The 26,627-nt window shown below is 32.0% G+C and carries 22 protein-coding genes; 18 read left to right on the plus strand and 4 right to left on the minus strand.

The genetic code is table 11. From position 1 onward, the window contains the following. The 4 genes from P2W65_RS17625 to porX all read right to left on the minus strand — a co-directional run bounded on the left by P2W65_RS17625 (window position 1) and on the right by porX (window position 4,129). On the minus strand, window positions 1–1,200 hold the full coding sequence (locus P2W65_RS17625) for an alanine dehydrogenase (RefSeq protein ID WP_179004600.1): 1,200 nt from the start codon (window positions 1,198–1,200) through the stop codon (window positions 1–3). Window positions 1,201–1,299: 99 nt separating this feature from the next. After that, window positions 1,300–2,070 (minus strand): DUF4262 domain-containing protein, encoded by a 771-nt coding sequence (locus tag P2W65_RS17630; protein ID WP_179004598.1) that lies wholly within the window; start codon window positions 2,068–2,070, stop codon window positions 1,300–1,302. A gap of 4 nt (window positions 2,071–2,074) precedes the next feature. After that, a complete protein-coding gene (tsaE, locus tag P2W65_RS17635) occupies window positions 2,075–2,482 on the minus strand; it encodes a tRNA (adenosine(37)-N6)-threonylcarbamoyltransferase complex ATPase subunit type 1 TsaE (RefSeq protein WP_289659643.1) in 408 nt (135 codons plus the stop codon). A gap of 93 nt (window positions 2,483–2,575) precedes the next feature. After that, the gene (porX, locus tag P2W65_RS17640; protein ID WP_179004594.1) at window positions 2,576–4,129 is read right to left on the minus strand and encodes a T9SS response regulator signal transducer PorX; all 1,554 of its coding nucleotides are present in this window, start codon (window positions 4,127–4,129) and stop codon (window positions 2,576–2,578) included. 226 nt (window positions 4,130–4,355) lie between these two features. Between porX and P2W65_RS17645 the strand changes: the two genes are divergently transcribed. The 18 genes from P2W65_RS17645 to fabG all read left to right on the plus strand — a co-directional run bounded on the left by P2W65_RS17645 (window position 4,356) and on the right by fabG (window position 26,540). Next, window positions 4,356–5,585, plus strand: coding sequence for an HD domain-containing protein (locus P2W65_RS17645; protein WP_289659646.1), 1,230 nt, complete (start codon window positions 4,356–4,358; stop codon window positions 5,583–5,585). Window positions 5,586–5,624: 39 nt separating this feature from the next. After that, on the plus strand, window positions 5,625–6,668 hold the full coding sequence (lpxD, locus tag P2W65_RS17650; RefSeq protein ID WP_289659648.1) for a UDP-3-O-(3-hydroxymyristoyl)glucosamine N-acyltransferase: 1,044 nt from the start codon (window positions 5,625–5,627) through the stop codon (window positions 6,666–6,668). Continuing rightward, window positions 6,661–8,049 carry a bifunctional UDP-3-O-[3-hydroxymyristoyl] N-acetylglucosamine deacetylase/3-hydroxyacyl-ACP dehydratase gene (locus tag P2W65_RS17655; protein ID WP_289659650.1) on the plus strand — a complete coding sequence of 463 codons (1,389 nt, stop codon included), beginning with the start codon at window positions 6,661–6,663 and terminating at the stop codon, window positions 8,047–8,049. Before lpxD ends, P2W65_RS17655 begins: the two co-directional genes overlap by 8 nt. A 74-nt stretch (window positions 8,050–8,123) precedes the next feature. Beyond that, window positions 8,124–8,909, plus strand: a complete 786-nt coding sequence (lpxA, locus tag P2W65_RS17660) for an acyl-ACP--UDP-N-acetylglucosamine O-acyltransferase (protein ID WP_095951251.1) — start codon at window positions 8,124–8,126, stop codon at window positions 8,907–8,909. A gap of 152 nt (window positions 8,910–9,061) precedes the next feature. Beyond that, the gene (efp, locus tag P2W65_RS17665) at window positions 9,062–9,628 is read left to right on the plus strand and encodes an elongation factor P (protein WP_095929274.1); all 567 of its coding nucleotides are present in this window, start codon (window positions 9,062–9,064) and stop codon (window positions 9,626–9,628) included. 122 nt (window positions 9,629–9,750) lie between these two features. Next, on the plus strand, window positions 9,751–10,680 hold the full coding sequence (locus P2W65_RS17670) for a UDP-3-O-(3-hydroxymyristoyl)glucosamine N-acyltransferase (RefSeq protein WP_289659658.1): 930 nt from the start codon (window positions 9,751–9,753) through the stop codon (window positions 10,678–10,680). A gap of 1 nt (window position 10,681) precedes the next feature. Beyond that, complete coding sequence (locus tag P2W65_RS17675) at window positions 10,682–11,044, plus strand: nuclear transport factor 2 family protein (protein WP_289659660.1); 363 nt, start codon at window positions 10,682–10,684, stop codon at window positions 11,042–11,044. Window positions 11,045–11,130: 86 nt separating this feature from the next. Beyond that, a complete protein-coding gene (gene sucD, locus P2W65_RS17680) occupies window positions 11,131–12,003 on the plus strand; it encodes a succinate--CoA ligase subunit alpha (protein WP_115887225.1) in 873 nt (290 codons plus the stop codon). Window positions 12,004–12,142: 139 nt separating this feature from the next. After that, window positions 12,143–12,571, plus strand: a complete 429-nt coding sequence (locus P2W65_RS17685; RefSeq protein WP_289659664.1) for a hypothetical protein — start codon at window positions 12,143–12,145, stop codon at window positions 12,569–12,571. A 118-nt stretch (window positions 12,572–12,689) separates the two neighbouring features. Continuing rightward, a complete protein-coding gene (locus tag P2W65_RS17690; RefSeq protein WP_289659666.1) occupies window positions 12,690–15,152 on the plus strand; it encodes a DUF7619 domain-containing protein in 2,463 nt (820 codons plus the stop codon). Between the two features lie 545 nt (window positions 15,153–15,697). Next, a complete protein-coding gene (locus P2W65_RS17695; RefSeq protein WP_289659668.1) occupies window positions 15,698–16,303 on the plus strand; it encodes an RNA polymerase sigma factor in 606 nt (201 codons plus the stop codon). Window positions 16,304–16,393: 90 nt separating this feature from the next. Then, window positions 16,394–17,509 carry a FecR family protein gene (locus tag P2W65_RS17700; RefSeq protein ID WP_289659670.1) on the plus strand — a complete coding sequence of 372 codons (1,116 nt, stop codon included), beginning with the start codon at window positions 16,394–16,396 and terminating at the stop codon, window positions 17,507–17,509. Window positions 17,510–17,736: 227 nt separating this feature from the next. Further along, a complete protein-coding gene (locus tag P2W65_RS17705) occupies window positions 17,737–21,441 on the plus strand; it encodes a SusC/RagA family TonB-linked outer membrane protein (RefSeq protein WP_289659672.1) in 3,705 nt (1,234 codons plus the stop codon). A gap of 11 nt (window positions 21,442–21,452) precedes the next feature. Next, window positions 21,453–22,931 (plus strand): RagB/SusD family nutrient uptake outer membrane protein, encoded by a 1,479-nt coding sequence (locus tag P2W65_RS17710; RefSeq protein WP_289659674.1) that lies wholly within the window; start codon window positions 21,453–21,455, stop codon window positions 22,929–22,931. A 16-nt stretch (window positions 22,932–22,947) separates the two neighbouring features. Then, window positions 22,948–23,808 (plus strand): zinc-binding metallopeptidase, encoded by an 861-nt coding sequence (locus P2W65_RS17715; protein ID WP_289659676.1) that lies wholly within the window; start codon window positions 22,948–22,950, stop codon window positions 23,806–23,808. Between the two features lie 32 nt (window positions 23,809–23,840). Next, window positions 23,841–25,208 (plus strand): DUF4302 domain-containing protein, encoded by a 1,368-nt coding sequence (locus P2W65_RS17720; RefSeq protein ID WP_289659678.1) that lies wholly within the window; start codon window positions 23,841–23,843, stop codon window positions 25,206–25,208. Window positions 25,209–25,353: 145 nt separating this feature from the next. Further along, a complete protein-coding gene (locus tag P2W65_RS17725; RefSeq protein ID WP_289659680.1) occupies window positions 25,354–25,626 on the plus strand; it encodes a hypothetical protein in 273 nt (90 codons plus the stop codon). Between the two features lie 167 nt (window positions 25,627–25,793). Beyond that, window positions 25,794–26,540, plus strand: coding sequence for a 3-oxoacyl-[acyl-carrier-protein] reductase (gene fabG, locus P2W65_RS17730; protein WP_095929284.1), 747 nt, complete (start codon window positions 25,794–25,796; stop codon window positions 26,538–26,540). Window positions 26,541–26,627 lie beyond the last annotated feature (87 nt).

The following is a 26,627-nucleotide window of genomic DNA, read 5'->3' on the forward strand; positions in this document are numbered from 1 at the left end:
TTAGAATACAAGTAAATTAATATCGTTATCAGGTAAATCAAACCAATCGCCAATAGCTTTATTTGTTAGGATTCCGTGATAAAGATAAATTCCATTTTTAAGTCCTTTGTTGCATCTTATCGCACTCTCTAAACCACCATCTTCGGCTATCTGATGAAGATAAGGTGTTAAGATGTTACTTATTGATAATGAAGCAGTTTTGGAATAACGAGAAGGTATATTAGGTACACAATAGTGCAAAACGTTATTTTTTATAAAAGTTGGTTTTTCGTGAGTTGTAACTTCTGAAGTTTCAAAACATCCTCCAGTATCAATACTGACGTCTACAATTACAGCTCCTTTTTTCATGTGTTCTACCATAGTTTCGCTCACTACGATAGGGCATCTTTCTTTTCCGCGCATGGCTCCAATGGCAACATCACAACGTCTTAATGCTTTTAAAAGACCTTTTTGCTGTATGGTTGAAGTGAAAATTCGTTGGCTTAAATTATTCTGTAGACGACGAAGTTTAGTAATCGAATTATCAAAAACTTTTACATTGGCGCCTAATCCAATTGCGGTTTTTGCAGCAAATTCGCCAACAGTTCCTGCGCCAAGAATTACGACTTCAGTAGGAGGAACGCCAGTTATGTTTCCAAATAAAAGTCCTTTCCCAAATTCATTTGTAATCATTAATTCGGCTGCGATTAAGATAGAAGCAGTTCCAGCAATTTCGCTTAGCGATTTTACGGCAGGATAAGATCCGTCTTCATCTTTAATATATTCAAAAGCTAGGGCAGTGATTTTCTTTTTTGCTAAAGCTTCAAAGTATTCTTTCTTTTTAGTTTTAAGCTGAATAGCAGAAATAATAACCGTTTCTGGATTTATCATTTCGATTTCTGCCAATGTAGGCGGTTCTACTTTTAATAAAAACGGACAGCCAAAAACTCTTTTAGTGTCTTTTGTAATTTCTGCTCCGGCATCTGCGTATTCCTTGTCTGTGTAACTTGAACTTTCTCCAGCTCCAGACTCAATCATAACGCGGTGTCCTTCGTAAGTTAAGGAATTTACGGCATCCGGTGTAAGGCAGATACGGCGCTCCTGGTAACTTGTTTCCTTTGGAATTCCAATAAATAGTTCTCTTTTAAAACGACCAACCTCAAGTTTTTCTTCCTGAGGTATTAATTGTTGTTTTGTAAACGGAGTTAAGGTAATTGACATGGATAGTGCGAAAAATTAAAGGTACAAATTACGTAAAAAGTTTTAAAATTAATGCAAAAATTCTGCTAATACTGTAAATGGGAATGTTAAGATATTTTATTATTCTTCATTGTCATATTCAACTTTATTTCTCACCCATTCGTCTCCAATGAATTTTCTTTCTGCTTCTTCTCCATAATTAAGGTCAAAGAGTTTGTTAAGTGTTTTATCTTTTAAGATTATTTGTTCTAAAGCAACAATGATGATATTTTCGGTTGAAATTTCGTCATCTGTCAAAAACTGCCAATCTCCATCTTCGTCGTGTACAACCCTAATGATTGGTTTTTCTGTATCTAACCATTGTCTAGTTGTGAAAGCAGTAAGGTTTTTAGGTTCGTTAAATTTGAAATCGATGTTTCTGTCTAACAAAGGTTGCTTGTAAAGAAATTCTTCTTCGAAATTTTCCTCCCAAGGAAATTTATCATTTCGATCTGTCCAAACCAATTGCAAGGCGGTAAAATCTTCTTTCTCGTAGTAATTAATTGCACTACCAAAATAGTCTTGAATATTTTTTGGATGAACTTTTAGGAATTCAGATCTGCTATGTTCAAAAATGTTTGAGTAATTTTTCTTTTCGGTAATTTTTTCATTTTGCTTGACTATTTCGGCAACATCATTTATAATTTCATGTAAAAGAGATTTTGACAATCCAAAACAAATAATTTCTGGATGATTGTATTTTTGCCAAAGTCCAATACTGTAAGCAAATGAAGGTAAATAATCAGTCGCTTCTATGATTATAACTTGCAGGCCATATTTTTCAATATTGATTTTAATGTTATTCATTAAATCATCAAAATCAATACAATTGTGATTATGTTCTTCTGACATGATGTTAATTCAGATTCAATTCTCTTTTTCCGTCAGCTAGCAATTCGATGTTAATAGTAGAATGTTCTTCTGGAATCAAACTTGCTATTTTTTCCGACCATTCAATAAAACACCAATTTCCTGAATATAAATAATCGTCGACACCCATATCTAGAGCCTCGGTTTCTTTATTCAATCGATAAAAATCAAAGTGATATACAATTTGATTGTTAACAGCATAATACTCATTTACTAATGAAAATGTTGGACTGCTGGTTGCATCTTCAACTCCTAAAGTTTTGCATAACTCCTTAATTAAAGTAGTTTTTCCAACCCCCATTTCTCCATTAAAAAGAATGATTTTTTTAGGATTTGAATCTATAATCTGCTGTGCAACTTCTTGAATTTGATCTAATGAAAAAACGATGTTCATTGTATGTTTTATTTTTGCCGCGAATTTCACGAATTATTTTTTTCTTTTAAATTTAAATTAGTGTCAATTCGTGAAATTCGTGGCGATAAATTTTTATTTCGGATTAAATACCAAAAACGGAATAATCATTTCTTCTAATGAAATTCCGCCATGCTGGTACGTGTTTTTATAATAACTCACATAATGGTTGTAGTTGTTTACATAGGCTAAGAAAAAATCATTTTTAGCAAAAATAAACGAACTACTCATATTTATAGCTGGAAGACCAATTGTTTTAGGTTCTTTCACTACGTATACATCTTTTTGTTCGTATGTCAAACTACGCCCTGTTTTGTAACGCAAATTTAGACTTGTATTTTTATCTCCCACAACTTTCGACGGATTTTTTACATTTATTGTTCCGTGGTCAGTTGTCAGGATTAATTTGAATCCTAAAAGCTGTGCCTGCTGAATGATTTCTAATAGTGGGGAATTTTTAAACCAGCTTAATGTCAGCGAACGATATGCTTTGTCGTCTGATGCTAATTCTTTTACGACTTCCATTTCTGTTTTAGCGTGCGAGAGCATGTCGACAAAATTGTAAACTACCGTAACTAAGTCGTTTCCTTTTAAAGCTTTAAAGTTCTCGGCTAACTTTTTACCTCCAGAATAATTCGTGATTTTAAAATAATCTTCCTTAATATTTAAGCCTAAACGCTTTAATTGCGCTGAAAGAAATTCTGCTTCATAAAGATTTTTCCCTCCATCTTCCACATCATTTTTCCAGTATTGAGGAAATTGTTTTTCCATTTCAACCGGCATTAAACCTGAGAAAATTGAATTTCGGGCGTATTGCGTAGCGGTTGGTAGGATAGAATAATAAGGAACTTCTTTCTCTAATTTGTAATAATTTGATACTACACTTTCAAAGGATTTCCATTGATCGTATCTCAGATTGTCAATTACAACAAAAAGAACTGGTTTGTCTTTCTTTTTAAGTTCAGGAACTACTAATTCTTTAAATAAAGTATGAGACTGTATAGGTTTATCTGCTTTTGGTGCGAACCAATCTTCATAATTTCGTTCAATGAATTTTCCAAATTGCGAATTGGCTTCTACTTTTTGAGATTCCAGAATTTCGATCATCGCAGTGTCATTGATATCTTCGAGTTTTAATTCCCAGAACAATAATTTTTTATACAACTCGATCCAATCTTCATAAGAATTAACCATTGCTAATTCCATTGCAATTTTTCTGAATTCCTTTTGATAATCTAAAGTAGTTTTTTCAGTAATTAACCTTGAATCATCCAGATTTTTCTTTAAGCTTAATAGAATCTGATTCGGATTAACCGGTTTAATTAAATAATCGGCGATTTTAGAACCTATGGCTTCTTCCATAATATATTCTTCCTCACTTTTGGTAATCATAATCATGGGAATGGCTGATTTTTTTTCTTTCATTTCAGAAAGGGTTTCCAAACCGCTCATTCCGGGCATGTTTTCATCCAGAAAAACAATATCGAAATTATCTTCTTCAAATAACGCAATGGCATCAAGACCATTGTTACAAGTGGTAACTTCGTAATTTTTCTTTTCTAGAAATAATATGTGGGGCTTTAAAAGATCGATTTCATCATCGACCCAAAGTATTTTGATCTTATCCATAAAACAAATTAATTTATTACTGCAATTTAAAAGTAATAGAACTTAAAAACTATTAAAAATAGTATAAAATTACTAAAGCTGAACTATGAATTAAATTTAAATTTTAACATTTTTTAATCTATTTTATTGATAATCATCATAATTTCGACTTTCATTTTTAAATAAAAAACACCAATCTCTTTATACTTATTTACTTATATTTGTTGACCTAAAAAATATCGCACTAGTGACTCATATCAACAAACTTAAAATATTCAACGATCCTATATATGGTTTTATAACGATTCCGAATGAGCTGGTTTACGATTTAATTCAGCATCCGTATTTTCAACGTTTACGTAGAATTTCTCAAATGGGATTATCGTATTTGGTGTATCCAGGCGCAAACCATACTCGTTTTCATCACGCGTTAGGATGTATGCATTTGATGAAAAAAGCGATTGATACGCTTCGTTTTAAAGATGTTGTAATTTCTGAAGAAGAAGAAAATGCTTTATTAATCGCGATTTTACTTCACGATATTGGACACGGACCATTTTCTCATGCAATGGAAAAAAGTATTGTGGAAGATGTGCATCACGAAGCTATTTCCTTATTATTCATGAATCAGTTGAATGAGGAATTTGATGGGAAATTAAGTTTGGCTATTCAGGTTTTTAAAGGGGAATATCATAGAAAATTCATGTTGCAATTGATTTCAAGTCAATTGGATATGGATCGAATGGATTACTTAAAACGGGATAGTTTTTACACAGGAGTCGCAGAAGGAAATGTGAATTCTGAACGTTTGATTCAGATGATGAATGTGGAGAACGATGTTTTGGTTATTGAAGAAAAAGGAATTTATTCAGTAGAGAAATTTTTGCTTTCCAGAAGATTAATGTATTGGCAGGCTTATTTGCATAAAACCAGTTTAGTTGCCGAATTAATTCTGATGAAAGTTTTAAAAAGAGCGAAAGAATTGACTTTAAAAGGAGTTAAATTACCTTGCAGTGAACCGCTTTCGTATTTTATGCACAATAAAATTACATTGGAAGATTTTGATGCCGAAAAGCTGGATTTGTTTTCTCAATTAGATGATTTTGATATTATAAGCGCCTTAAAAGCATGGCAGAGACATAGTGATTTTATACTTTCTACTTTAAGTAAAATGATTATTAATAGAGATTTGTTAAAGATTAAGTTGAGTGCAGAAAAGATTCCGATGGAAGAATCTCAATCTTTGAAAGAAGAATTTGCAGAAGCGCATCAAATCTCGGCTGTAGATGCAGGATATTTTATTTTTAGAGGAAAAATTAAAAATCAAGCGTACAGTAAAGAAGCAGAACCTATCCGAATTTTGAAAAAAGATAAAACAATTGAAGATGTTGTAGAAGCTTCTGACCAGCTGAATTTGAAATCGTTATCTAAATTGGTAACAAAATATTATATCTGTTTCCCAAAACAACTAATCTAAAATTAACATTTAAAACCTATTTTTTATATTTTTGTCGCGATGAAATTTACAGCAGAACAAATAGCAGGAATTTTAGAAGGAGAAGTTGTTGGGAATCTCAATGCAGAGGTTTCTAAGCTTTCTAAAATCGAAGAAGGCGAAGAGGGATCGCTTACTTTTTTAGCTAATCCAAAGTATATCAATTACATATATACTACAAAAGCGACAGTAACAATTGTTAATGACAGCTTTATTCCCGAACAGGAAATTACTACTACTTTAATAAAAGTAGAAGATGCTTATGCCGCATTTTCTAAACTTTTACACTTTTATAATCAGGTAAAACTAAACAAAACAGGTATCGAACCACAGTCTTTTATGTCTGAGGGAACTAAATATGGTGAAAATCTATATTTAGGAAGTTTCAGCTATATCGGACAGAATGTAGTCTTAGGTGACAATGTGAAGATTTACCCAAACAGCTTTATTGGAGACAATGTTGTCATTGGTGATAATGTCTTCATTTTTGCTGGTGCTAAAATTTATTCAGAAACTGTAATTGGCAACAATTGTACTGTTCATTCAGGAGTGATAATTGGTGCAGATGGTTTCGGTTTTGCACCGAATGAAAATGGAGAATACAGTAAAGTACCTCAAATTGGTAATGTTATTATTGAAGATAATGTTGATATTGGTGCAAATACAACTATTGACAGAGCTACTCTTGGATCTACGATAATTAGAAAAGGAGTTAAGTTGGATAATCAGATTATGATTGCTCATAATGTAGAAATAGGGAAAAATACTGTTATTGCCGCTCAAAGTGGTGTAGCTGGTTCTACAAAAATAGGCGAGAATTGTATGATTGGTGGACAGGTAGGTATCGCAGGTCATTTGACTATTGGAAATAATGTTAGACTTCAGGCTCAGTCTGGAGTTGCTAGAAACATAAAGGATGATGAAGTTTTACAAGGAACGCCTTCTCTTGGATATACTGAATTTAACAAATCGTATGTTCACTTTAAAAATCTTCCTAAGATAGTGGCCGAAGTTCAAGAATTAAAAAAACAAATAATAAACCCAAAAAATGGAAATAATGGTTAAACAGAAGACCATCAAAAATGAAATTTCACTAACAGGAGTTGGATTGCATACTGGAAAAGAAGTTACAATGACTTTTAAACCTGCTCCCGTTAATAATGGTTTCACTTTTGTAAGAGTAGATTTGCAAGGTCAACCAGTCATTGAAGCTGATGCTAATTATGTTGTTAATACTCAAAGAGGAACAAATCTTGAGAAATTAGGAGTGAAAATTCAAACACCTGAACACGTTTTAGCTGCAGTAGTTGGCTGCGATTTGGATAATATTATTATTGAATTGAATGCCTCTGAACTTCCAATTATGGATGGTTCATCAAAATATTTTGTTGAAGCTATTGAAAAAGCAGGTATTGAAGAACAAGATGCACAGCGTAATGTTTATGTTGTAAAGGAAGTGATTTCATTTACAGACGAAGCTACAGGAAGCGAAATCTTGGTTATGCCAAGCGATGAATATCAAGTTACAGCAATGGTTGATTTTGGTACTAAAGTTTTAGGTACTCAAAATGCAACTTTAAAAAGTTTATCAGATTTTAAAGAAGAAATAGCAAGTTCTAGAACTTTTAGTTTCTTACACGAATTAGAATCATTATTAGAACATGGTCTAATTAAAGGTGGCGATTTAAACAATGCAATCGTATATGTAGACAAAGAAATCTCTGAATCTACAATGGAGAATCTTAAAAAAGCATTTGGCAAAGATGAAATTTCTGTAAAACCAAATGGTGTTTTAGATAACCTTACATTACACTATCCGAACGAAGCGGCAAGACACAAATTACTTGATGTTATTGGAGATTTATCTTTAATTGGCGTTCGTATTCAAGGAAAAATTATTGCCAACAAACCAGGGCACTTTGTAAATACTCAATTTGCAAAAAAACTGGCTAAAATTATCAAAATAGAACAGAGAAATCATGTTCCTACTTATGATTTACATCAAGAACCATTGATGGATATTCATAAAATTATGGCGATGCTTCCTCACAGACCTCCATTTTTGTTGATTGATAGAATTATTGAAATGTCTGATCGTCATGTGGTTGGTTTGAAAAATGTTACTATGAACGAGAATTTCTTTGTAGGACACTTTCCGGAAGCTCCAGTTATGCCGGGGGTTTTAATTGTAGAAGCAATGGCACAAACTGGTGGAATCTTAGTATTAAGTACAGTTCCAGATCCAGAAAATTACTTAACATACTTTATGAAGATTGACAACGTTAAGTTTAAACATAAAGTATTGCCAGGAGATACATTAATTTTCAAATGCGAATTGATTTCTCCTATCAGAAGAGGAATTTGTCATATGCAGGCAAACGCTTATGCAAATGGTAAATTAGTAACTGAGGCAGAATTAATGGCACAAATTGCAAGAAAACAATAATAAATTATCAAATTTATTGTTTAGGTTTGTTGCCTCAAATTAGAATATTTTAATTAAAAATATAAAACATACAGATGAATCAACCATTAGCATATGTTCATCCTGGCGCTAAAATCGCTAAAAATGTTGTAATCGAACCATTTACAACAATTCACAATAATGTTGTTATTGGTGATGGTACTTGGATTGGTTCAAACGTGACCATTATGGAAGGCGCTCGAATTGGAAAAAATTGTAATATTTTTCCAGGAGCGGTAATTTCAGCTGTGCCACAAGATTTAAAATTTGGCGGTGAAGATTCTCTCGCAATTATCGGTGATAATTGTACTATCAGAGAATGTGTAACTATTAATAGAGGAACAATTGCTTCTGGACAGACTGTAATTGGAAATAATTGCCTAGTAATGGCTTATGCTCACATTGCGCACGACTGTGAAATTGGAAATAATGCAATTATCGTTAATGGTGTTGCTTTAGCTGGTCACGTAGTTGTAGGGAATCATGCTGTTATTGGTGGTTTAGCTGCAATTCACCAATTTATTCATATTGGTGATCATGCTATGATTTCTGGTGGATCTTTGGTTAGAAAAGATGTTCCTCCTTTTACAAAAGCAGCAAAAGAACCATTGTCCTATGTTGGAATTAACTCTGTTGGTTTAAGAAGAAGGGGATTTAGTACTGAAAAGATTAGAGAAATTCAGGAAATCTACAGAATTTTATACCAAAAAAATTACAATACAACGCAAGCTTTAAGTATTATTGAAGCTGAAATGGAAGCTACTCCTGAAAGAGACGAAATTCTTGATTTTATCAGAAATTCTTCTCGAGGAATTATGAAAGGTTATTCTGGGAACTATTAATTGTTTTAGAGTTTAGATTTCTGATTTTAGATTTCTGAACTTTGAATTGAATTTAAAATAAATATTAAATAAAAAATGAAGATTGATTCTTTAATTAGAATCTAAAATCTATCCCGAGGCTTCGGGACTAAAATCTAAAATAAAAAAAACAAATGGCATCTACATCAGATATTAGAAACGGATTGTGTATTAAATTTAATCACGATATCTATAAGATTATTGAATTTCTTCACGTAAAACCTGGAAAAGGTCCAGCTTTCGTAAGAACAAAATTGAAAAGCTTAACTTCAGGTAAAGTATTAGATAATACTTTTTCTGCAGGTCACAAAATTGACGTTATTCGTGTTGAAACACATACATTTCAATATTTGTATCCAGAAGGTGATGAATTTCACTTTATGAATGCTGAAACGTTTGAACAAATTTCTTTAAACAAAAACATTCTAGATGCTCCAGATTTGTTAAAAGAAGGAACAAACGTAATGGTTCAGATCAATACAGAAACTGATTTACCATTATCAGTGGATATGCCAGCATCTGTAATTCTTGAAGTTACTTATGCTGAACCAGGAGTAAAAGGAAATACTGCTACAAATGCAACGAAAAACGCTACAGTAGAAACGGGTGCAAACATCAACGTTCCTTTATTTATTAATGAAGGAGATAAAATTAAAATCGATACAGCTTCAGGTTCTTACATGGAGCGTGTAAAAGAATAATTTTTTTTAATTAAGATAATTTGACAATGAGTCAGTTAGATAATTTATGAATCGACATATTTTTGTATATTCATATTCTAATTGACTCATTTTCTAATTGACAAATTTTCTAATTATACTATATGAAATTTCAAAAGATTCATTCTTTACAAGAAATTGCAAATTTGCTTAATTGCAAATTTATTGGTGACAAAGACTTCCAAGTTTTGGGCATGAACGAGATACATGTGGTTGAGCCAGGTGATATCGTTTTTGTTGACCATCCAAAATATTATGATAAAGCTTTACAATCGGCAGCGACCATTGTTTTGATCAACAAAGAAGTGGATTGTCCAGAAGGTAAGGCACTTCTAATTTCTGACGATCCGTTTAGAGATTTCAATATTCTTACTAAACATTTCAAACCTTTTCAATTTGCAAATGTAGCGATTGCACCTACAGCAGAAATAGGAGAGGGAACTATCATTCAACCTAATACTTTTGTTGGTAATCACGTAAAAATTGGAAAGAATTGTTTGATTCATTCTAATGTATCCATTTACGATCATACTATTATTGGTGATAATGTGATTATTCATGCAGGAACTATTCTAGGAGCTGACGCTTTTTATTATAAGAAACGTCCTGAGGGCTTCGATCAGTTAGTTTCAGGCGGAAGAGTAGTTGTTGAAGATAATGTTGGTATTGGTGCGCTTTGTACAATAGACAAAGGAGTTACAGGGGATACGACTATTGGAGCAGGAACAAAACTGGATAATCAGGTTCATGTTGGTCATGACACTATTATTGGTAAAAAATGTTTAATAGCTTCGCAGACTGGTATTGCCGGTTGCGTAATTATTGAAGATGAAGTTACGATGTGGGGTCAAGTTGGAACAACTAGTGGTATTACTATCGGTACAAAAGCGGTGGTAATGGGGCAGACAGGTGTGACAAAATCAGTTGAAGGAGGAAAGTCCTATTTTGGTACTCCAATTGAGGAGTCTAGAGAGAAATTGAAACAATTAGCTAATATCAAGAAGATTCCTGAAATTTTAAGTAAATTGAAGTAATATGTCTATTAAAGAATTTGTTCAGAAATTTTATAAGTCAGATGCCTTAATTGATAGCGAAATTTTAAAAACATATCTGCATCCTGACGTTACACTTGAATGGAACAGCAGTAAAGGTTTTATTCAGATGGATTATGACTCGATAATCGAAATGGCCAACGAACTTAGTCGTGCTTATGTACGTTCTAAAGTTAGAATTAGTCATATTATTAGCGAAGATGATTTAGTATCAGTGCGTTATTCTCATTTTGTAAAAACAATTGAGAATCCTAGAGAAGAGATGCTTCTGGCACATTTTTCAACAATTTGGCAGATAAAAGATGATAAACTTTACAGAGGTTATCAAATGAGTCAATTTTCTTAATATTTTTTTGACAATAAAAGAGGCAAAATACATTACAAAACCTTATTTTTGCAACACAAATTTAAAAACTACATAAAATATATATCATGAGTGTTTTAGTTAATAAAGATTCCAAAATAATTGTTCAGGGATTTACAGGAAGCGAAGGTACTTTCCATGCTTCTCAAATGATTGAGTACGGTACTAATGTTGTTGGAGGTGTTACTCCAGGAAAAGGTGGAACAAGCCACTTAGACCGTCCAGTTTTTAATACAGTTAAAGATGCTGTTGATCAAGCTGGAGCTGATACATCTATCATTTTTGTTCCGCCAGCTTTTGCTGCTGATGCAATTATGGAAGCTGCTGATGCTGGAATTAAAGTAATTATTGCTATTACAGAAGGAATTCCTGTAGCAGATATGATTAAAGCAAATAATTATGTTAAAGAAAGAAATTCTAGATTAATTGGTCCAAACTGCCCAGGTGTAATCACTCCAGGTGAGGCTAAAGTTGGAATTATGCCAGGTTTCGTTTTCAAAAAAGGAAATGTTGGTATCGTTTCTAAGTCTGGAACTTTAACTTACGAAGCTGCTGACCAAGTTGTAAAACAAGGTTTAGGAATTACTACAGCTATCGGAATTGGTGGAGATCCAATCATTGGAACTACAACTAAAGAAGCTGTTGAATTATTAATGAACGATCCAGAGACTGAAGCTATCATCATGATTGGTGAAATTGGAGGTCAATTAGAAGCTGATGCTGCTAAATGGGTAAAAGCTGACGGTAACCGTAAACCAGTTATTGGATTTATCGCTGGAGAAACTGCTCCTGCTGGTAGAACAATGGGTCACGCGGGTGCTATTGTTGGTGGTTCTGATGATACAGCTGCAGCTAAAAAACAAATCATGAGAGACAACGGAATTCACGTTGTTGATTCACCAGCTGAAATTGGTAAAAAAGTAAAAGAAGTACTTGGATAATCTCCAGCTATTTAAAATAATAAATTCCAAAAAGTCTCAATATTTTGTTGAGACTTTTTACATTTTTAAGACTGAGGCAAAAAATAGAAAAATCTTAGCATCTTAGTACCTCAGTATCTTAGAAGCTTAAAAAAGAATTATGAATAAAGAATTAGAAAAGTTTAAAGTAAGCAATAGTTTTACTTTTACAGTTGAAGATAGTTTAGAACAAGTTTGTAATGCTCCAGAAGGAAGCGCTGGAATCTTTGTGGTTTATGCTGTTGAAGGTGATTCAAAAGAATTAATTATGGTTGGTTCTACAGGAACTGTTCAGAATGATGGAACCTTAAAAAGCAAAAACGGCGGTTTATATGATAAAATCGTAAACGGACACCAATTTGCAAAAACAGGAAGAAAATATTCATGGCCTGCTCAAATGAAATTGGAAAACATTGCTACCCTTGAAGTAGTTTGGTATGAAACTTTCACTGGTGATGTGAAAGCAATACCAACTGCTGTTGAAGGACAGGTTTTGCAAAATTTCTTAGATGAAAATGCTAAATTGCCGAGATGGAATGTAGCTTTTTAATGAACAATTTATCAAAATAAAAAAAGCCTTACTGTTATTTAGTAAGGCTTTTTTTATGAAACTATAGGATTTTAATTTTTGGTTTTATATATTTAAAAACCGAAAACAAACTAAATCTATGATTAAAAACTACCTGCTATTACTGGCTTTGTGCTTTTTTACGTCATTAAATGCACAGATAATTAATATTCCAGATGCTAATTTTAAAGCAAAATTATTAGAAGCAAATACAGAAAACTCAATAGCCTTAGATCAGAAAGGAAACCGTATTTTAATTGATATTAATAAGGACGGAGAAATTCAATTATCTGAGGCCTTAAATGTTTATTGCTTAAGTTTAAACAAGTCTAATGTTTCTTCTTTAGTTGGAATTAAAAGTTTTAGTAATTTGACATTTTTATATTGTGCAGAAAACCAAATATCTTCTTTAGATGTTAGTGGACTGAATCTGTTGAATGTTTTAGATTGTAAAAAAAATATTTTAAATAATTTAAATGTTCTAGGATGTCTTAGTTTGGATAATGTTGATTGCAGTGAGAATCAATTAACAAGTTTAAATTTGCAAGGATGTGAAAAATTAACAAACTTATTATGCCAAGATAACCCATTGAGTAATTTAAATGCTGCAACATCTTTGAGTTTAAGAACATTAAATTTTTCGAGAACTCGATTGTCCAACTTTGAAGTGAAAAATTTTGTAGACCTTGAAGTTTTATATTGTTCAGATTTAGGTTTAAATGTACTCGATTTAAAAGGCTTGACCAAATTAGAGATATTATTATGTGCATATAATAATTTAACAAATCTTGATGTTACGGATTTGATAAGCTTAAGGCAATTAATGTGTAGGGATAATTTCTTGAAGAATTTAAATATCTCTAATTTAATGAAGTTGGAACTTATAGATTTTGGAAATGATCAATTTGATTCTATCGATCTTCCAGTTACTCCTAATCTTTCTTTTGTTGGGTTTTATAATACTTCTTTAACCTCCATTGATCTTAATAAATTAAAAGGTTTAAGTATTTTGTGGGTAATAGATAATCCGTTGCTGGAATCTATATATATAAAGAACGGAAATGTTAAAAACGATGTAACGATAGCTAGAAATGAAAATCTAAAATTTATTTGTACAGATGAAGAACAAATTTCACAGATAGAGAATTATCTTAATTTCTTCCATCAGTTAAATGTTAATGTCAATTCTTTTTGTTCATTTGAACCAGGAGGAAATAACTATCTGGTCGAAGGTGTTAAAAAACTGGATTTTAATACAAATGGTTGTGATTCATCCGACATTTCTGCAGATTTTAAACTTGACATTACTGACGGTACGATAAACGGAAGTATAATTAGTGTAACAGAAGATTATTCAATAAAACTAAAAGAGGGTAATTATAAAATAACACCAGCACTCGAAAATCCTAATTATTTTACTGTTTATCCAACATTTTTGCAAGTTGAATTTCCTGCGCAAACAAGCCCATTTGTTCAGAATTTTTGTGTAACACCTTTAGGAGTTCATAATGATTTAGAAATTATAATTATTCCTTTAGATGCTGCCAGACCAGGTTTTGATGCTAAGTATAAATTGGTTTACAAAAATAAAGGTAATACAATTCAGTCAGGAACAGTAAACTTTAATTTTGATGACTCAGTTTTGGATTTAGTTTCTTCAAATTTTGGCGTTTCTGCTCAAAATCTGAATAACTTAGTTTGGAATTTCTCCAATTTAAAACCTCTTGAAAGCAGAGAAATTCAATTGGTTTTTAATGTTAATTCACCATCAGAAACCCCAGCAGTAAATATTAATGATATTCTAAAGTATAAAGCCACAATAAGTTCTCAAGAAGTTGATGAAATGCCGGCAGATAATAGTTTTGAGTTTAATCAAACCGTTGTGGATGCATACGATCCAAATGATAAAACCTGTTTAGAAGGAAATGTTATTAAACCAGAATTGATAGGAGAGTATGTACATTATCTCATTAGATTTGAAAATACTGGAACTTATCCTGCCGAAAATATTGTCGTAAAAGATATCATTGATCTTTCAAAATTTGATATTTCTACTTTAATTCCAACTAGTTCAAGTCATTCATTTGTTACCAGAATTTCAGATAAAAACAAAGTGGAATTTATTTTTGAAAATATACACCTCCCTTTTGACGATGCTAATAATGATGGTTATATTGCTTTTAAAATAAAAACATTACCGGATTTAAAAGTAGGGGATTCTTTTACAAATGAAGCAAGCATCTACTTTGATTATAATTTCCCAATCCTTACGAATAAAACCTTATCTGTTTTTAAAACTACTTTAGGGACTCAAGATTTTAAATTTGAAGAGCATTTTAATATTTATCCAAATCCAGTGAGGGATTTTTTAAATATAGAATCTAAAAATGATCTTGAAAAAGAATCAATTACTGTGTATAACGTTTTGGGACAGTTAGTTTTAACGATACCAAATGCTTCTAACATAACAAAAATTGATGTTTCAAAATTTCAATCAGGTACTTATCTTTTACAGGTCAAAAGTTTAAAAGGAACTTCAACTGTAAAGTTTGTAAAAAATTAGACTTATAATTTTATTTATTAGTTTAAAGCCTTACTTAGTAGGGCTTTTTTTTGTTAAAGAAATTCCGCTTGTAAACGGAATTTTTAAAACTCTCAAATTTTATCTACCAAATCAAACCTGTAGGAATTGACTAAAAATCCATATTAGATATTTTAATGATGAAGTTGGTAGTTCTATTTAGTTAATTAAAATTTAATATATAGTAAATTTAAGATTAAGTAAAAAAACTACGGAAATACTGACGGATTTAAAAAAAGCTTTATTTTTTTTGTAATAATTGGCTTTTTATCATTTGCTTTTCTATATTTATCAAACATAAATAAAAAATAATGTTAAAATTTGATTCATTTTGTATGAATTAAATCTTTCGTTTATGTAAAAATCTTGTTTATTTTTTGTTAAATAAAAGTTTGCTGAATGCATATTTTTTTAATTAACTGTAGAAAGCCGATTTTAATTAATGTAATTAATTCATATTATTTTTGGAAGATGATTTTTGTTCTTCTTTTCATGATTTGATTCTTACGCCTCAAAGTTTTTACGATATGAGCCACATTTTAAAAAACAAAATGCTAGACGATTTTATTCTTTGGAATAATTTAAAAAATGGTGACGAAAGATCTTTCTCTTTACTTTTTGAGAAATATTATTGTGATTTAATTAATTACGGAAATTCGTTGTGCCCTTTTGCAGAGAAGGTACAAGATTGTATTCAGGATGTTTTTGCTGATATCTGGCTTTATCGTGGTTCATTGCAAGATAATGTAATTGTAAAGGCTTATCTGCTTTCTAGTGTCAGGAAAAGAATTGCCCGTTTACACGAAAGAGACTATGTTTTTAGAAAAACAACTACTACAGATGTTTTGGAATTTTTGTTTGATTTTTCTATAGAAAATGCTCTGGTAGAAGATGAAGTTACCGCAGAACGTGTTTTGTACTTAAATAAATTATTAAACGATTTACCTGGGCGTCAGAAAGAAGCATTGTATCTTCGTTATCATCAAGGCTTGAGTGTGGATCAAATTGCGGAGCTTCTAGATGTGAATTATCAATCTGCAAATAACTTGTTGCATCGTGGTTTGTTAAGTCTTCGTAAAGAATGGAAAGGAAGTATTCCGCTCCTAATCCTTATATCTTCAGGGGTTTTGTAATTTTTTAAGAAATAATCAAAAAAAAATCTTAAATAAGTGAGTATATAATATAAAAACTGTCCTCTATGTTTTTGTAACCTTAATAATAAGATGCAAAAACGTAATAATTATACCGAAATAGAAGACTTCTTAGCTGATGAATCGTTTCAATTATGGATTTTATCTAAAATTGATGAACAAGGCTGGGAAGAATGGACTTTAGAAAATCTTCAAAGAGCCAAATTAGTTGAAGATGCAAGGCTTTTACTTTTAGCCATGCGAGTGCCAGACTCAAAATTATCTTCGAGTCAAGTTCATGAAGCTTTAAAAGAAACTTGGCAAAAAATTGAACAAAGAGAGGTACTCTCTCAGGAAACTTTAAGAACTAGAAAACGTAGAACGGTTAGATACTGGACAACTGGTATTGCCGCTGCTGTTTTGGTTGGTTTGTTCTCTGCTTGGTTTTTTAAAAATGATATTTTGCCAAACGACAATGTAGTAACATACAATGAATTGGTACAAGAGAACAACGAAGGTTTGGTAGAACAAACCAACAATACTGAAAAATCTCAAACCATTACATTATCCGACGGAAGCTCTGTATTGTTACAGCCTAATAGTAAATTAAGCTATCCTAAAATCTTTACAGGAAACGAAAGAAAAGTGTATTTATCTGGTGAAGGTTTTTTTGAAATTAGTAAAAACCCTAAAAAGCCATTTTTTGTTTATGCAAATGAAATTGTTACTCGTGTTGTTGGTACTAGTTTTAGAGTAAAAGCTTATCCAGATCAGCAAAATGTCGAAGTACTTGTTCGTACTGGTAAAGTGAGAGTAAAATCTAATGATTTAGCACGATCTGTTAAAAACGAAGAAATAGTATTGCTTCCTAATCAAGCTGTACGTTTTGCACGTAAAGAATTTGTCTTTAATAAAATTACAAATATTACTGCCGATCCCGTCTTAGTAAACAGTGTTACCAATATTGAGCAGTTAAGTTTTGAATTTACAGATATTCCTGTGGCACAAATTCTTGAAACAATTGAGCAGGCTTATTTAGTAGATATAGATTTTCCACATGATAAATTAAAAGACTGCCGATTAACCACTTCATTGAGTGATCAGCCATTGGCAGAAAAACTGAAAATTATTTGTAAAAGTATTGGTAATGATACCAATTATGAAATGAATGGAAATCAAATTGTAATTACGACTTCTGGCTGTAACTAGAGCTCTAATTCAATTAGAATAAAAAAATAAAAGAACCAAAATTAAACTGATTGTCTAAAGCTAAAAAATGAGATAACTGCCTATGTAAAAAATGAATGCATAAAAAAGTGCCGAAGATGCTGTAACATTCTCGACACTTGAATTTAGTAAATCACTCTCTGTAAAGAGTAATTTATGATGTTTCTTAAAATACACTCGAATAGTATTAATCAAAACAAACCAAAATTATGAAAAAACCTGTTGTCAAGCAACGATTACTTCACCAAATCATGAAAATAACGCTGTTTCAATTTGTGTTAGCACTTATCTTTTCAAGTGTTACTTTCGCAAATAATGTAAATGGGCAGAAAAAACTAGATACTAAAGTTACAATTACAGTCGAAAATCTAACTTTAGACAATGCTTTATCTAAAATCGAGAAATCTGCTCATGTAAAATTTTCTTATAATTCTAGACTGCCTCAGCTTTCGCAGAAAGTTAGTATAGAAGCAAATCAAGAAACTTTATCTAGTATTCTAAGCAGAATATTAGTGCCATTTAATATAACTTTTTCTGAGGTCAGCAATCAAATTGTACTTCAAAAAAATGTTTCTGGTTCTTTTGCGAATGTAAATAACCATGATTCATTATTTGAACTTTTGACTTTTGGCCCAATTATTAAAGGAAAAGTAACAGATCAGACAGGAAGTCCACTTCCAGGCGCTACTGTTATGGCTAAGGGGACAAAAACGGCAGTTTTGACCGATTTTGATGGAAATTTCGTTATCGAAATGCCTGCTAACGTGAATCGTTTAGTTATTTCTTACGTTGGTATGGAATCTAAAGAAATCGGTATAGAAAATACTACGCCAACAATTGTTTTAACTGAAGCAGGGCAAAATCTTAAAGAGGTTGTGATTACAACTGGATACGAAAAAACTTCGAAAAGAACATTTACAGGAGCTATCAGTAAAATTTCTGGAGCTGAATTAAAAGTGGATGGAGTAGTAGATGTCAGTAGAATGATCGAAGGTAAAGCTGCTGGGGTTACAGTACAAAACGTTACCGGTACATTTGGTACAGCACCAAAAATTACAGTTCGTGGATCTTCTTCAATTTTTGGAGATACAAAACCTTTATGGGTTATTGATGGGGTTGTACAGGAAGATATTATCAATATAACTTTTGCTGACTTAGCTTCAGGAAATTCAGAGACTTTGTTAAGTTCTTCAGTTGCAGGATTAAATGCAAATGACATTCAAAGTATTGAAATATTGAAAGATGCGTCGGCTACCTCAATCTATGGTTCAAGATCGTTAAATGGAGTTGTAGTAGTTACAACAAAGCAAGGACGTAGAGATTCTCCGTTAAAAGTGAGTTACAATTTAGAACAAACTGTGAGATCTGTACCAAGTTACACGCAATATGATATTTTAAATTCTCAGGAGTCAATGAGTATTTTTAAAGAAATGGAATCCAAAGGTTTTCTAGATTTGCCATCAACTGTTCAAGGAAGATATGGAGGAGTTTACAATATTCTTGGAAGAGCAATCAATACATATAATCCAGAAACTGGCGGTTATTTAGTAAATAATGATCCTGTAAGCCGTAACAATTTCTTAAAAAAGTATGAATTAGCTAATACAGATTGGTTTAGCGTTTTATTTAGACCTTCTATTACGCAAAATCACTCTTTAAGTTTTTCAGGTGGAGGAAAGAATAATACTTTTTACGCTTCTTTAGGATATTATACAGATCCAGGATGGACTATTGCTGATAATGTACAACAATTATCATCAAACATTAAAGGAACTTTCTATATTAATGACAGATTAAATCTTACATTATCTACATTGGCATCTATTAGAAAACAAGGTGCTCCTGGTACTTACGAAAGTCAAAAAGATGAAGTTTTTGGAAAAGTAACAAGGGATTTTGATATTAACCCATTTAGTTATGTATTAAATACAAGTAGAACCCTAAGGCCATATGATGAAAATGGAAATTTAGAGTATTACAGAAATAACTGGGCTCCAATGAATATCATAAATGAGTTAAATACTAACTATTTAGATATTGATGTGAAAGATATTCGTTTCCAGTTGGATTTAGATTATAAAATTTCTCCACATTTAACTTATAGCTTAACTGGATCTGCTCGTTATGCAAATACAAGTAGAGAACATAAAATTTTGGAAGGATCCAACGTTGTTGGTGCTTACAATGCGATGGAAACAACAATCGTAAGAGATCAGAATATCTTTTTGTATAAAGATCCAAATGATTTAACAGCGCCTGGTGTTTCTGTCTTGCCTAATGGAGGCTTTTTAAGAAAGTTTACAAATGACATGACTTCTTATAATATTAGAAATAGTGTTACTTATAGAAATACATTTGCTGAAAAACACGAATTGGAAGGTTTCTTCGGTACTGAATTGCGTTCTGTAGATAGAAATAGTGATAATTTCATAGCGGCTGGTCTTCAATATGATAGAGGTCTTACCGCTTTTACCGATCCTAGATTGATCGAGAAAGTTATAAACGAAGGAAACTCTTATTATGGATTTAATGCCGAAAGAGAACGTACAGTAGGTTTCTTTGGAAAAGTTGGTTATACTTATGATCGTCGTTATACGGCTTCTGTAACAGGACGTTATGATGGATCAAACAGACAAGGAGACAGTGGTTCATCAAGATGGCTACCTACCTATACTTTTAGTGGAAAATGGAACCTTTCTGAAGAAAAATTTATGAAAGATCTTAAAGCAATCAATAATTTAGCTCTAAGAGGTTCTTATGGTTTAACAGCTACTGCTGGGCCAGCGACTAACTCTTTGGCTATTTATAAAAGTTTTATCTCTGATCGTTTAAATCTTGATGACAGAGAAACAGGTATACAAATTGATCAATTACAAAACGGTGATTTAACTTGGGAAAAACAGTTCGAAACTAATATTGGACTTGATTTAGGAATGTTCAACAACAGAGTGCAATTCGTGACTGATGTTTATCGTCGTAAAGCATTTGATTTAGTTGACTACGTAATTACATCTGGAATTGGAGGTCAAAGAATTAAGCAGGGAAATAATGCAAACATGGAAACTAAAGGTATTGAAGTGGGTATAACGACTCAAAATATCGCTAGCCGTGATTTTAAATGGTCAACTACGCTTAATTTCTCAGTTTTCAAACAAGAAATTACAAAATTAGAGAATAAACCAACAGCATTTGATTTGATTGATGGAAATGGAGGAAATGCTATTGGTCATCCTAGAAACTCAATTTATTCATATCAATTTACAGGTTTAAACAATCAAGGTCTTCCAACATTTGTTATGGCACCGGGTGAAACAGATAATATTACAGGTGCTAATTTTCAAGATAATGATAATGTTACTGATTACTTGAAGTATGAAGGATCTATTGAACCAAATAAATCAATTGGTTTAGCAAATACATTTACTTATAAAAACTGGTCATTGTATGTTTTCTTCGTTGGATCAGGAGGGAATAAGGTTCGTTTAAACCCAGTATATGATAGTCAGTATGATGATTTAACTGTATTTACAAAAGAATATACTAATCGTTGGATTAATCCAGGTGATGAGAATTATACAAACGTACCAGTTATTGCAGATAAGAGATTGATTACAGATTATGGTGGAAGAAACATGTTGTCTAGAGCTTACAATACCTATAATTACTCTGATGTAAGAATTGCAGATGGCGATTTTGTAAGATTAAAGAATATTTCATTAAGCTGGGAGTTTCCAAAAGAATTCAAGCAGAAATTAGGGGTGAGCACTTTCACATTAAAAGGTTCAGCTGTTAATCCTTGGTTAATTTATTCTGATAAGAAATTAAATGGTCAAGATCCTGAATTCCGTAATACAGGAGGAGTTGCATTTCCAATCACTTCTCAGTACACATTCACTTTAAACCTTTCATTATAATTGTTTTGATTATGAAAAATATAAAAATAACACTTTCATTATTATTAGTGATTACTCTTAGCAGCTGTGATGATTTCCTTTCAGAAACTCCAGACAATAGGACTCAAATAGATACGGCAGACAAAATATCAGAATTGTTGGTTAATGCATATCCAACAGGTGGTACTTATATGGATTTTGCAGAAACAATGACAGATAACGTTGGTGATGGACAGTTAGCTGAAACTCTACCCAAAAATGAGCAAAATTATAATTGGGAAATGAACAATGAAACAAACATTGATACACAGGCTAATTACTGGGATGCTTGTTACAGAGCAATTGCCCATGCAAATAAAGCATTACAGGCGATTAACGAATTAGGAAATCCTTCGAGTTTAAATCCTCAGAAAGGAGAAGCTTTATTAGCTCGAGCTTACTCACACTTTATGTTGGTTTCATTTTGGTCACAAAGGTATAATCCTTTAACAGCTGATAAAGATTTAGGTATTCCTTATGTTGCTGAACCAGAGGAAGTATTAATTAAAAAGTATAAAAGAAATACAGTTAAAGAAGTTTTTGATTTTATACAAAAAGATATTGAAGAAGGATTAAAACTTGTTGGCAATAACTATTCTGAACCAAAATTTCACTTTACAAAAGAAGCGGCAAACGCATTTGCAAGCCGTTTCTATTTAATAAAAGGAGATTGGGATAAAGTTCTTGAAGTATCAGAAGGATTAGGTTCAAAGCCAGTAGGGAAACTAAGAAATTATTTGGCGTTTACAGCTTTAGATCCTAATATTCAATTTATTGAATATGCAAAATCAGTAGAGCCTGCTAATTTGCTAGTAGTTTCAGCTTATTCAATTTATGCTAGAGCAACTCAACTTAACCGATTTTATTTGGCAGGAGATAGAAGTCAAAATATTTTAGGTGCTTCAACGAATATTTTTGGAAAAGCTTGGCTTTATAAAACCTATTCATACAATAGTAGCATGACCGTTTTTTCTCCAAAGTTTAAAGAGTATTTTAAGTATACAAATCTTACGGCAAATATTGGACAACCTTATTTAGGTACAGTTCTCTTATCTTACGATGAATTTTATTTGAACAGAATTGAAGCGCTTGTAATGAAAAATCGTATTGACGAAGCTAATACTGAATTAGAATATTTCTTTGGTACAAGAACTACAGGATATAACGCAGCGACAGATAAACTTACAAGGGCAAAAGTGGAGGCTAAATATCCAGTAATTGCAGACGAATATACTCCTTATTATTCGATGACACCTGTGCAGACTTCTTATGTTAAAGCAATTGCGGAAACTAGAAGAAGAGATTTTATTCATGAAGGAATTAGATGGTTTGATGTTAAACGTTTTAACATTGTTGTAGTACACGAAACATTTAACAAACCAACAAATACTTTGGAAAAAGATGATAACCGCAGAGCGTTACAAATTCCTTTAAGCGCATCAAGTAACGGAGTAGAAAAAAATCCTAGATAAATAAAATTTTAGTATTATGAGAATAGTAAATAAATATAAAAAAATAGCGGTATTTATTGGAGCTTTAGCTTTGACATCTTGTGCACAAGAAGATCAGCCTAAAGAAAGTCAATTAGATTATAATCAACCGCTTAAAACGGAACTAGATCAATGGATTGACACTAATTATTTGGTTCCTTACAATATCAATGCACAATACAAGTGGAACCAAAATACTGTAGATAATACGAGATTCTTATTTCCTCCTACTTTAGATAAAGTAAAGCCGGCGTTGGAAATTGTACAGCAAATTTGGCTTAAAAGTTATGCAACAATCGGAGGAGCTGATTTTGTTAAAAAAATTGCACCTAGAGAAATTGTTTTAGTTGGTGGTGTTAATTCGAACTCAAACGGTACAAGAACATTAGGTATTGCCGAAGGTGGACAAAGAATTACGCTTTTTGAGGTGGATAATTTAAATAGAAAGAATCGTGCAATTGTTGCAGAATTTATCCATACCATTCAGCACGAATATATTCATATTTTAAATCAGACAAAACCTTTTGATGAACAAGCATGGGGGAAAATAACTCCTTCAGGATATACTGCAACTTGGCATCTTGAAACAACACCAGCTTCTAGAGAACTTGGATTTATTACAAACTATGCAAGATCAAATGTCGTCGAAGATTTTGCAGAAACAGCGTCGATTATTTTGATTAGTACAAAAGCAGAATATGCAGCAATATTGGCGAGTATATCAAGTGCAAAAGCAAGAGCAGATATTCAAAGAAAAGAAGCTATTGTAGTTCAATATTTCAAAGATACCTTTAATATGGACTTCTACGCTTTAAGAGATGAGGCAGAAAAGAATACAACTAATGTGATCAATAATTAATTAGAAATTCTAAAAACTTTAAAAGAAGTATTATGAAAATAAAATATATATTCAAGCATTTAGTTGTTGCTTCAGTTATGCTTCAACTAACAGCTTGTACGGAGACAGAGGTTGAGCAAAAGTTTGATAAAACCCCAACAGAACGTTTGAATGCTCAAAAAAGTGAGTTGCAAGAAGTTTTGCTAACTTCACCTGATGGCTGGAGAGCTGTTTATTTTACTGATGATAAACAATTAGGAGGATTTACACATTTGTTTAAATTTACAGCAGATGGAAAAGTTGAAATGGCATCGGATTTTAATACCGCATCAACTACAAAATTCACTAGTGATTATAACATTCAATTAGGAAGTACTGTCAGCTTAGTATTTACTACTAAAAATAGAATTCATTTATTGTCAGATTCAAGCCCAACAGCTTCTCCAACAACAGCTTTAAGAGGTAAAGGATATTTAGGAGATTTCCAATTTTTGTATTACGGACAAGATAATGGCGAGCTTATTTTTAAAGCTAATAGAACTGCTGGTGATACTAATTCTTCAGAAATACGTTTTGTAAAAGCAACGGCTCAAGATTGGGATGATTTGCCTAAGAATTTCTTAATGATTCCAAATGTAATTGGCAGTAATGTCTTCGGTGCAAATAGAGGTGTAGAAATTTTCGATGGTACAACTAAGAAAACGTATGATTTTTATCCTTATACCACAATAACACGCTTTACAAACTATAATGATCCTAATAGTACTAATGGTATAGGTATTGGATATACACCAAATGGTATTGTTATTAGCCCAGCAATTAAAGTTGGAGAGCAAAAACTAAGTAATTTTATTTATAATAGCGCCGATGGAAGTTTTACAGCAACTGGAACTAATGGTGTAAGTGCTTCAATTAAGTATTCTAATATTCCGTTTGTAATCACTACAGATTATAAACCAATGTTAAAAAGTCCATCTACTGCTTATGGATATATAGCAGCAAATTTAGCTACAGCGCCTTCAAATTCGGTTTTATGCAATGCATTATTAAACGAAATAAACAGTAATTTACCTTCTACGCAGAAAGTCAATAGAGTACAGTTTACCTTTAATGACGCAAATGGAGACAGCTATATAGCGTATACTTTTACAGGAGGAAAAACTACCATATTTCATAATATAACTGTAAAAGAAGATGCAGCTAACAAGACTTTACAATTGATTTCAGGGACCTGGGAGAATAATTTAGGAGCAACTATTCCTCAACCAGATTTATTAGCAAAGATAGATGCTGAATTAACAAACTCTAAAGGATTATATGTAAAAAAAGAAACGTTTGTATTTAATGCATCTAATAAATTATTCACATTCGCCAATGCAAATAACAATGGCTTCAGACTGAGTACTTATGCATTTCAGTAAACATTCTACAAGAGATTAATTTTTAGTTTCGTTTTAAATTTTGGAAGAAAAGCAGTTCCAGTTAACTGGACTGCTTTTTTGTAAATAATATTCAGTGAACTTATTAAAGCTGTAAAGACTGTTTCAGCATTCAAGAACTTATACAATGAAAAAATATTTTACGCCAATAAACACCGCATTCATTTTGTGGAGTATTTTACTAATCACCATAGCAACATTTTTCAGAGATAATATGAGGCTTTTTCTTTATTTGTCAATTACAGTTTTTATCCCATTTGTGATTTGGGATATTCTTAAACAAAGCAAAAAGTTTAAAACAGAAGGAACAAAAGATATTTACAACTCAATCAACAGAATGGTGATTATTGCTGTAGTTCTTGTAATAATTTTTGCAATGGCAGAGCAAAATTATCTATAGGAGTTTTAGTTTTATTTTTTTATTTTGGGAAAGCAGCTTATTTATTGAGCTGTTTTTTTTGTTTTATAAATGAATAAAATTATAAGCCATTTTTTATATGACAAATTTTATTAAACGCCCAAATACTCTATATTTGTATTTCAAAAAATAAAAACGAATACCTTAATATGAAATTACTAGAAGGAAAAGTTGCAATTATTACTGGTGCAAGCCGTGGAATCGGAAAAGGAATTGCTGAAGTTTTTGCTAAACATGGAGCTAACGTGGCTTTTACATACAGTTCATCTGCTGCTTCTGCAGAAGCTTTAGAAGCAGAATTAAATGCTTTAGGAGTTAAAGCAAAAGGTTATCAGTCAAACGCAGCAGATTTTAACGAAGCGCAAACTTTCGTAGATGCTGTTTTAGCCGATTTTGGAACTGTAGATATTTTAATCAACAATGCTGGAATCACAAAAGACAATTTGTTAATGCGTATGTCTGAGGCAGATTTCGACCAAGTAATAGATGTAAACTTGAAATCGGTTTTTAATATGACAAAAGCGATTCAAAAAACATTCTTAAAACAAAGAGCAGGATCAATCATTAATATTAGCTCTGTAGTAGGAGTTTCTGGAAATGCTGGTCAAACAAATTATGCCGCTTCTAAAGCGGGTGCAATAGGATTTACAAAATCTGTAGCATTAGAGTTAGGTTCTCGTAACATTCGTTGCAACGCAATCGCTCCAGGTTTTATTGAAACTGAAATGACTGCAAAATTATCAGAAGATGTAGTGAAAGGATGGAGAGAAGGTATTCCATTGAAACGCGGTGGAACTACAGAAGATGTTGCAAATGCTTGTCTTTTCTTGGCTTCTGACATGAGCGCTTACATTACTGGTCAAGTACTTAATGTTTGCGGAGGAATGCTTACTTAATAGTTTTCAGTGTTCAGATTTTAGTATTCAGTTTTTCTTTAATTCTTGAATAACTGAACACTTTAACAGTCGTAGTCACGGCTTTTT

The sequence above is a fragment of the Flavobacterium panacagri genome (assembly GCF_030378165.1).
Taxonomy (GTDB): Bacteria; Bacteroidota; Bacteroidia; order Flavobacteriales; family Flavobacteriaceae; genus Flavobacterium; species Flavobacterium panacagri.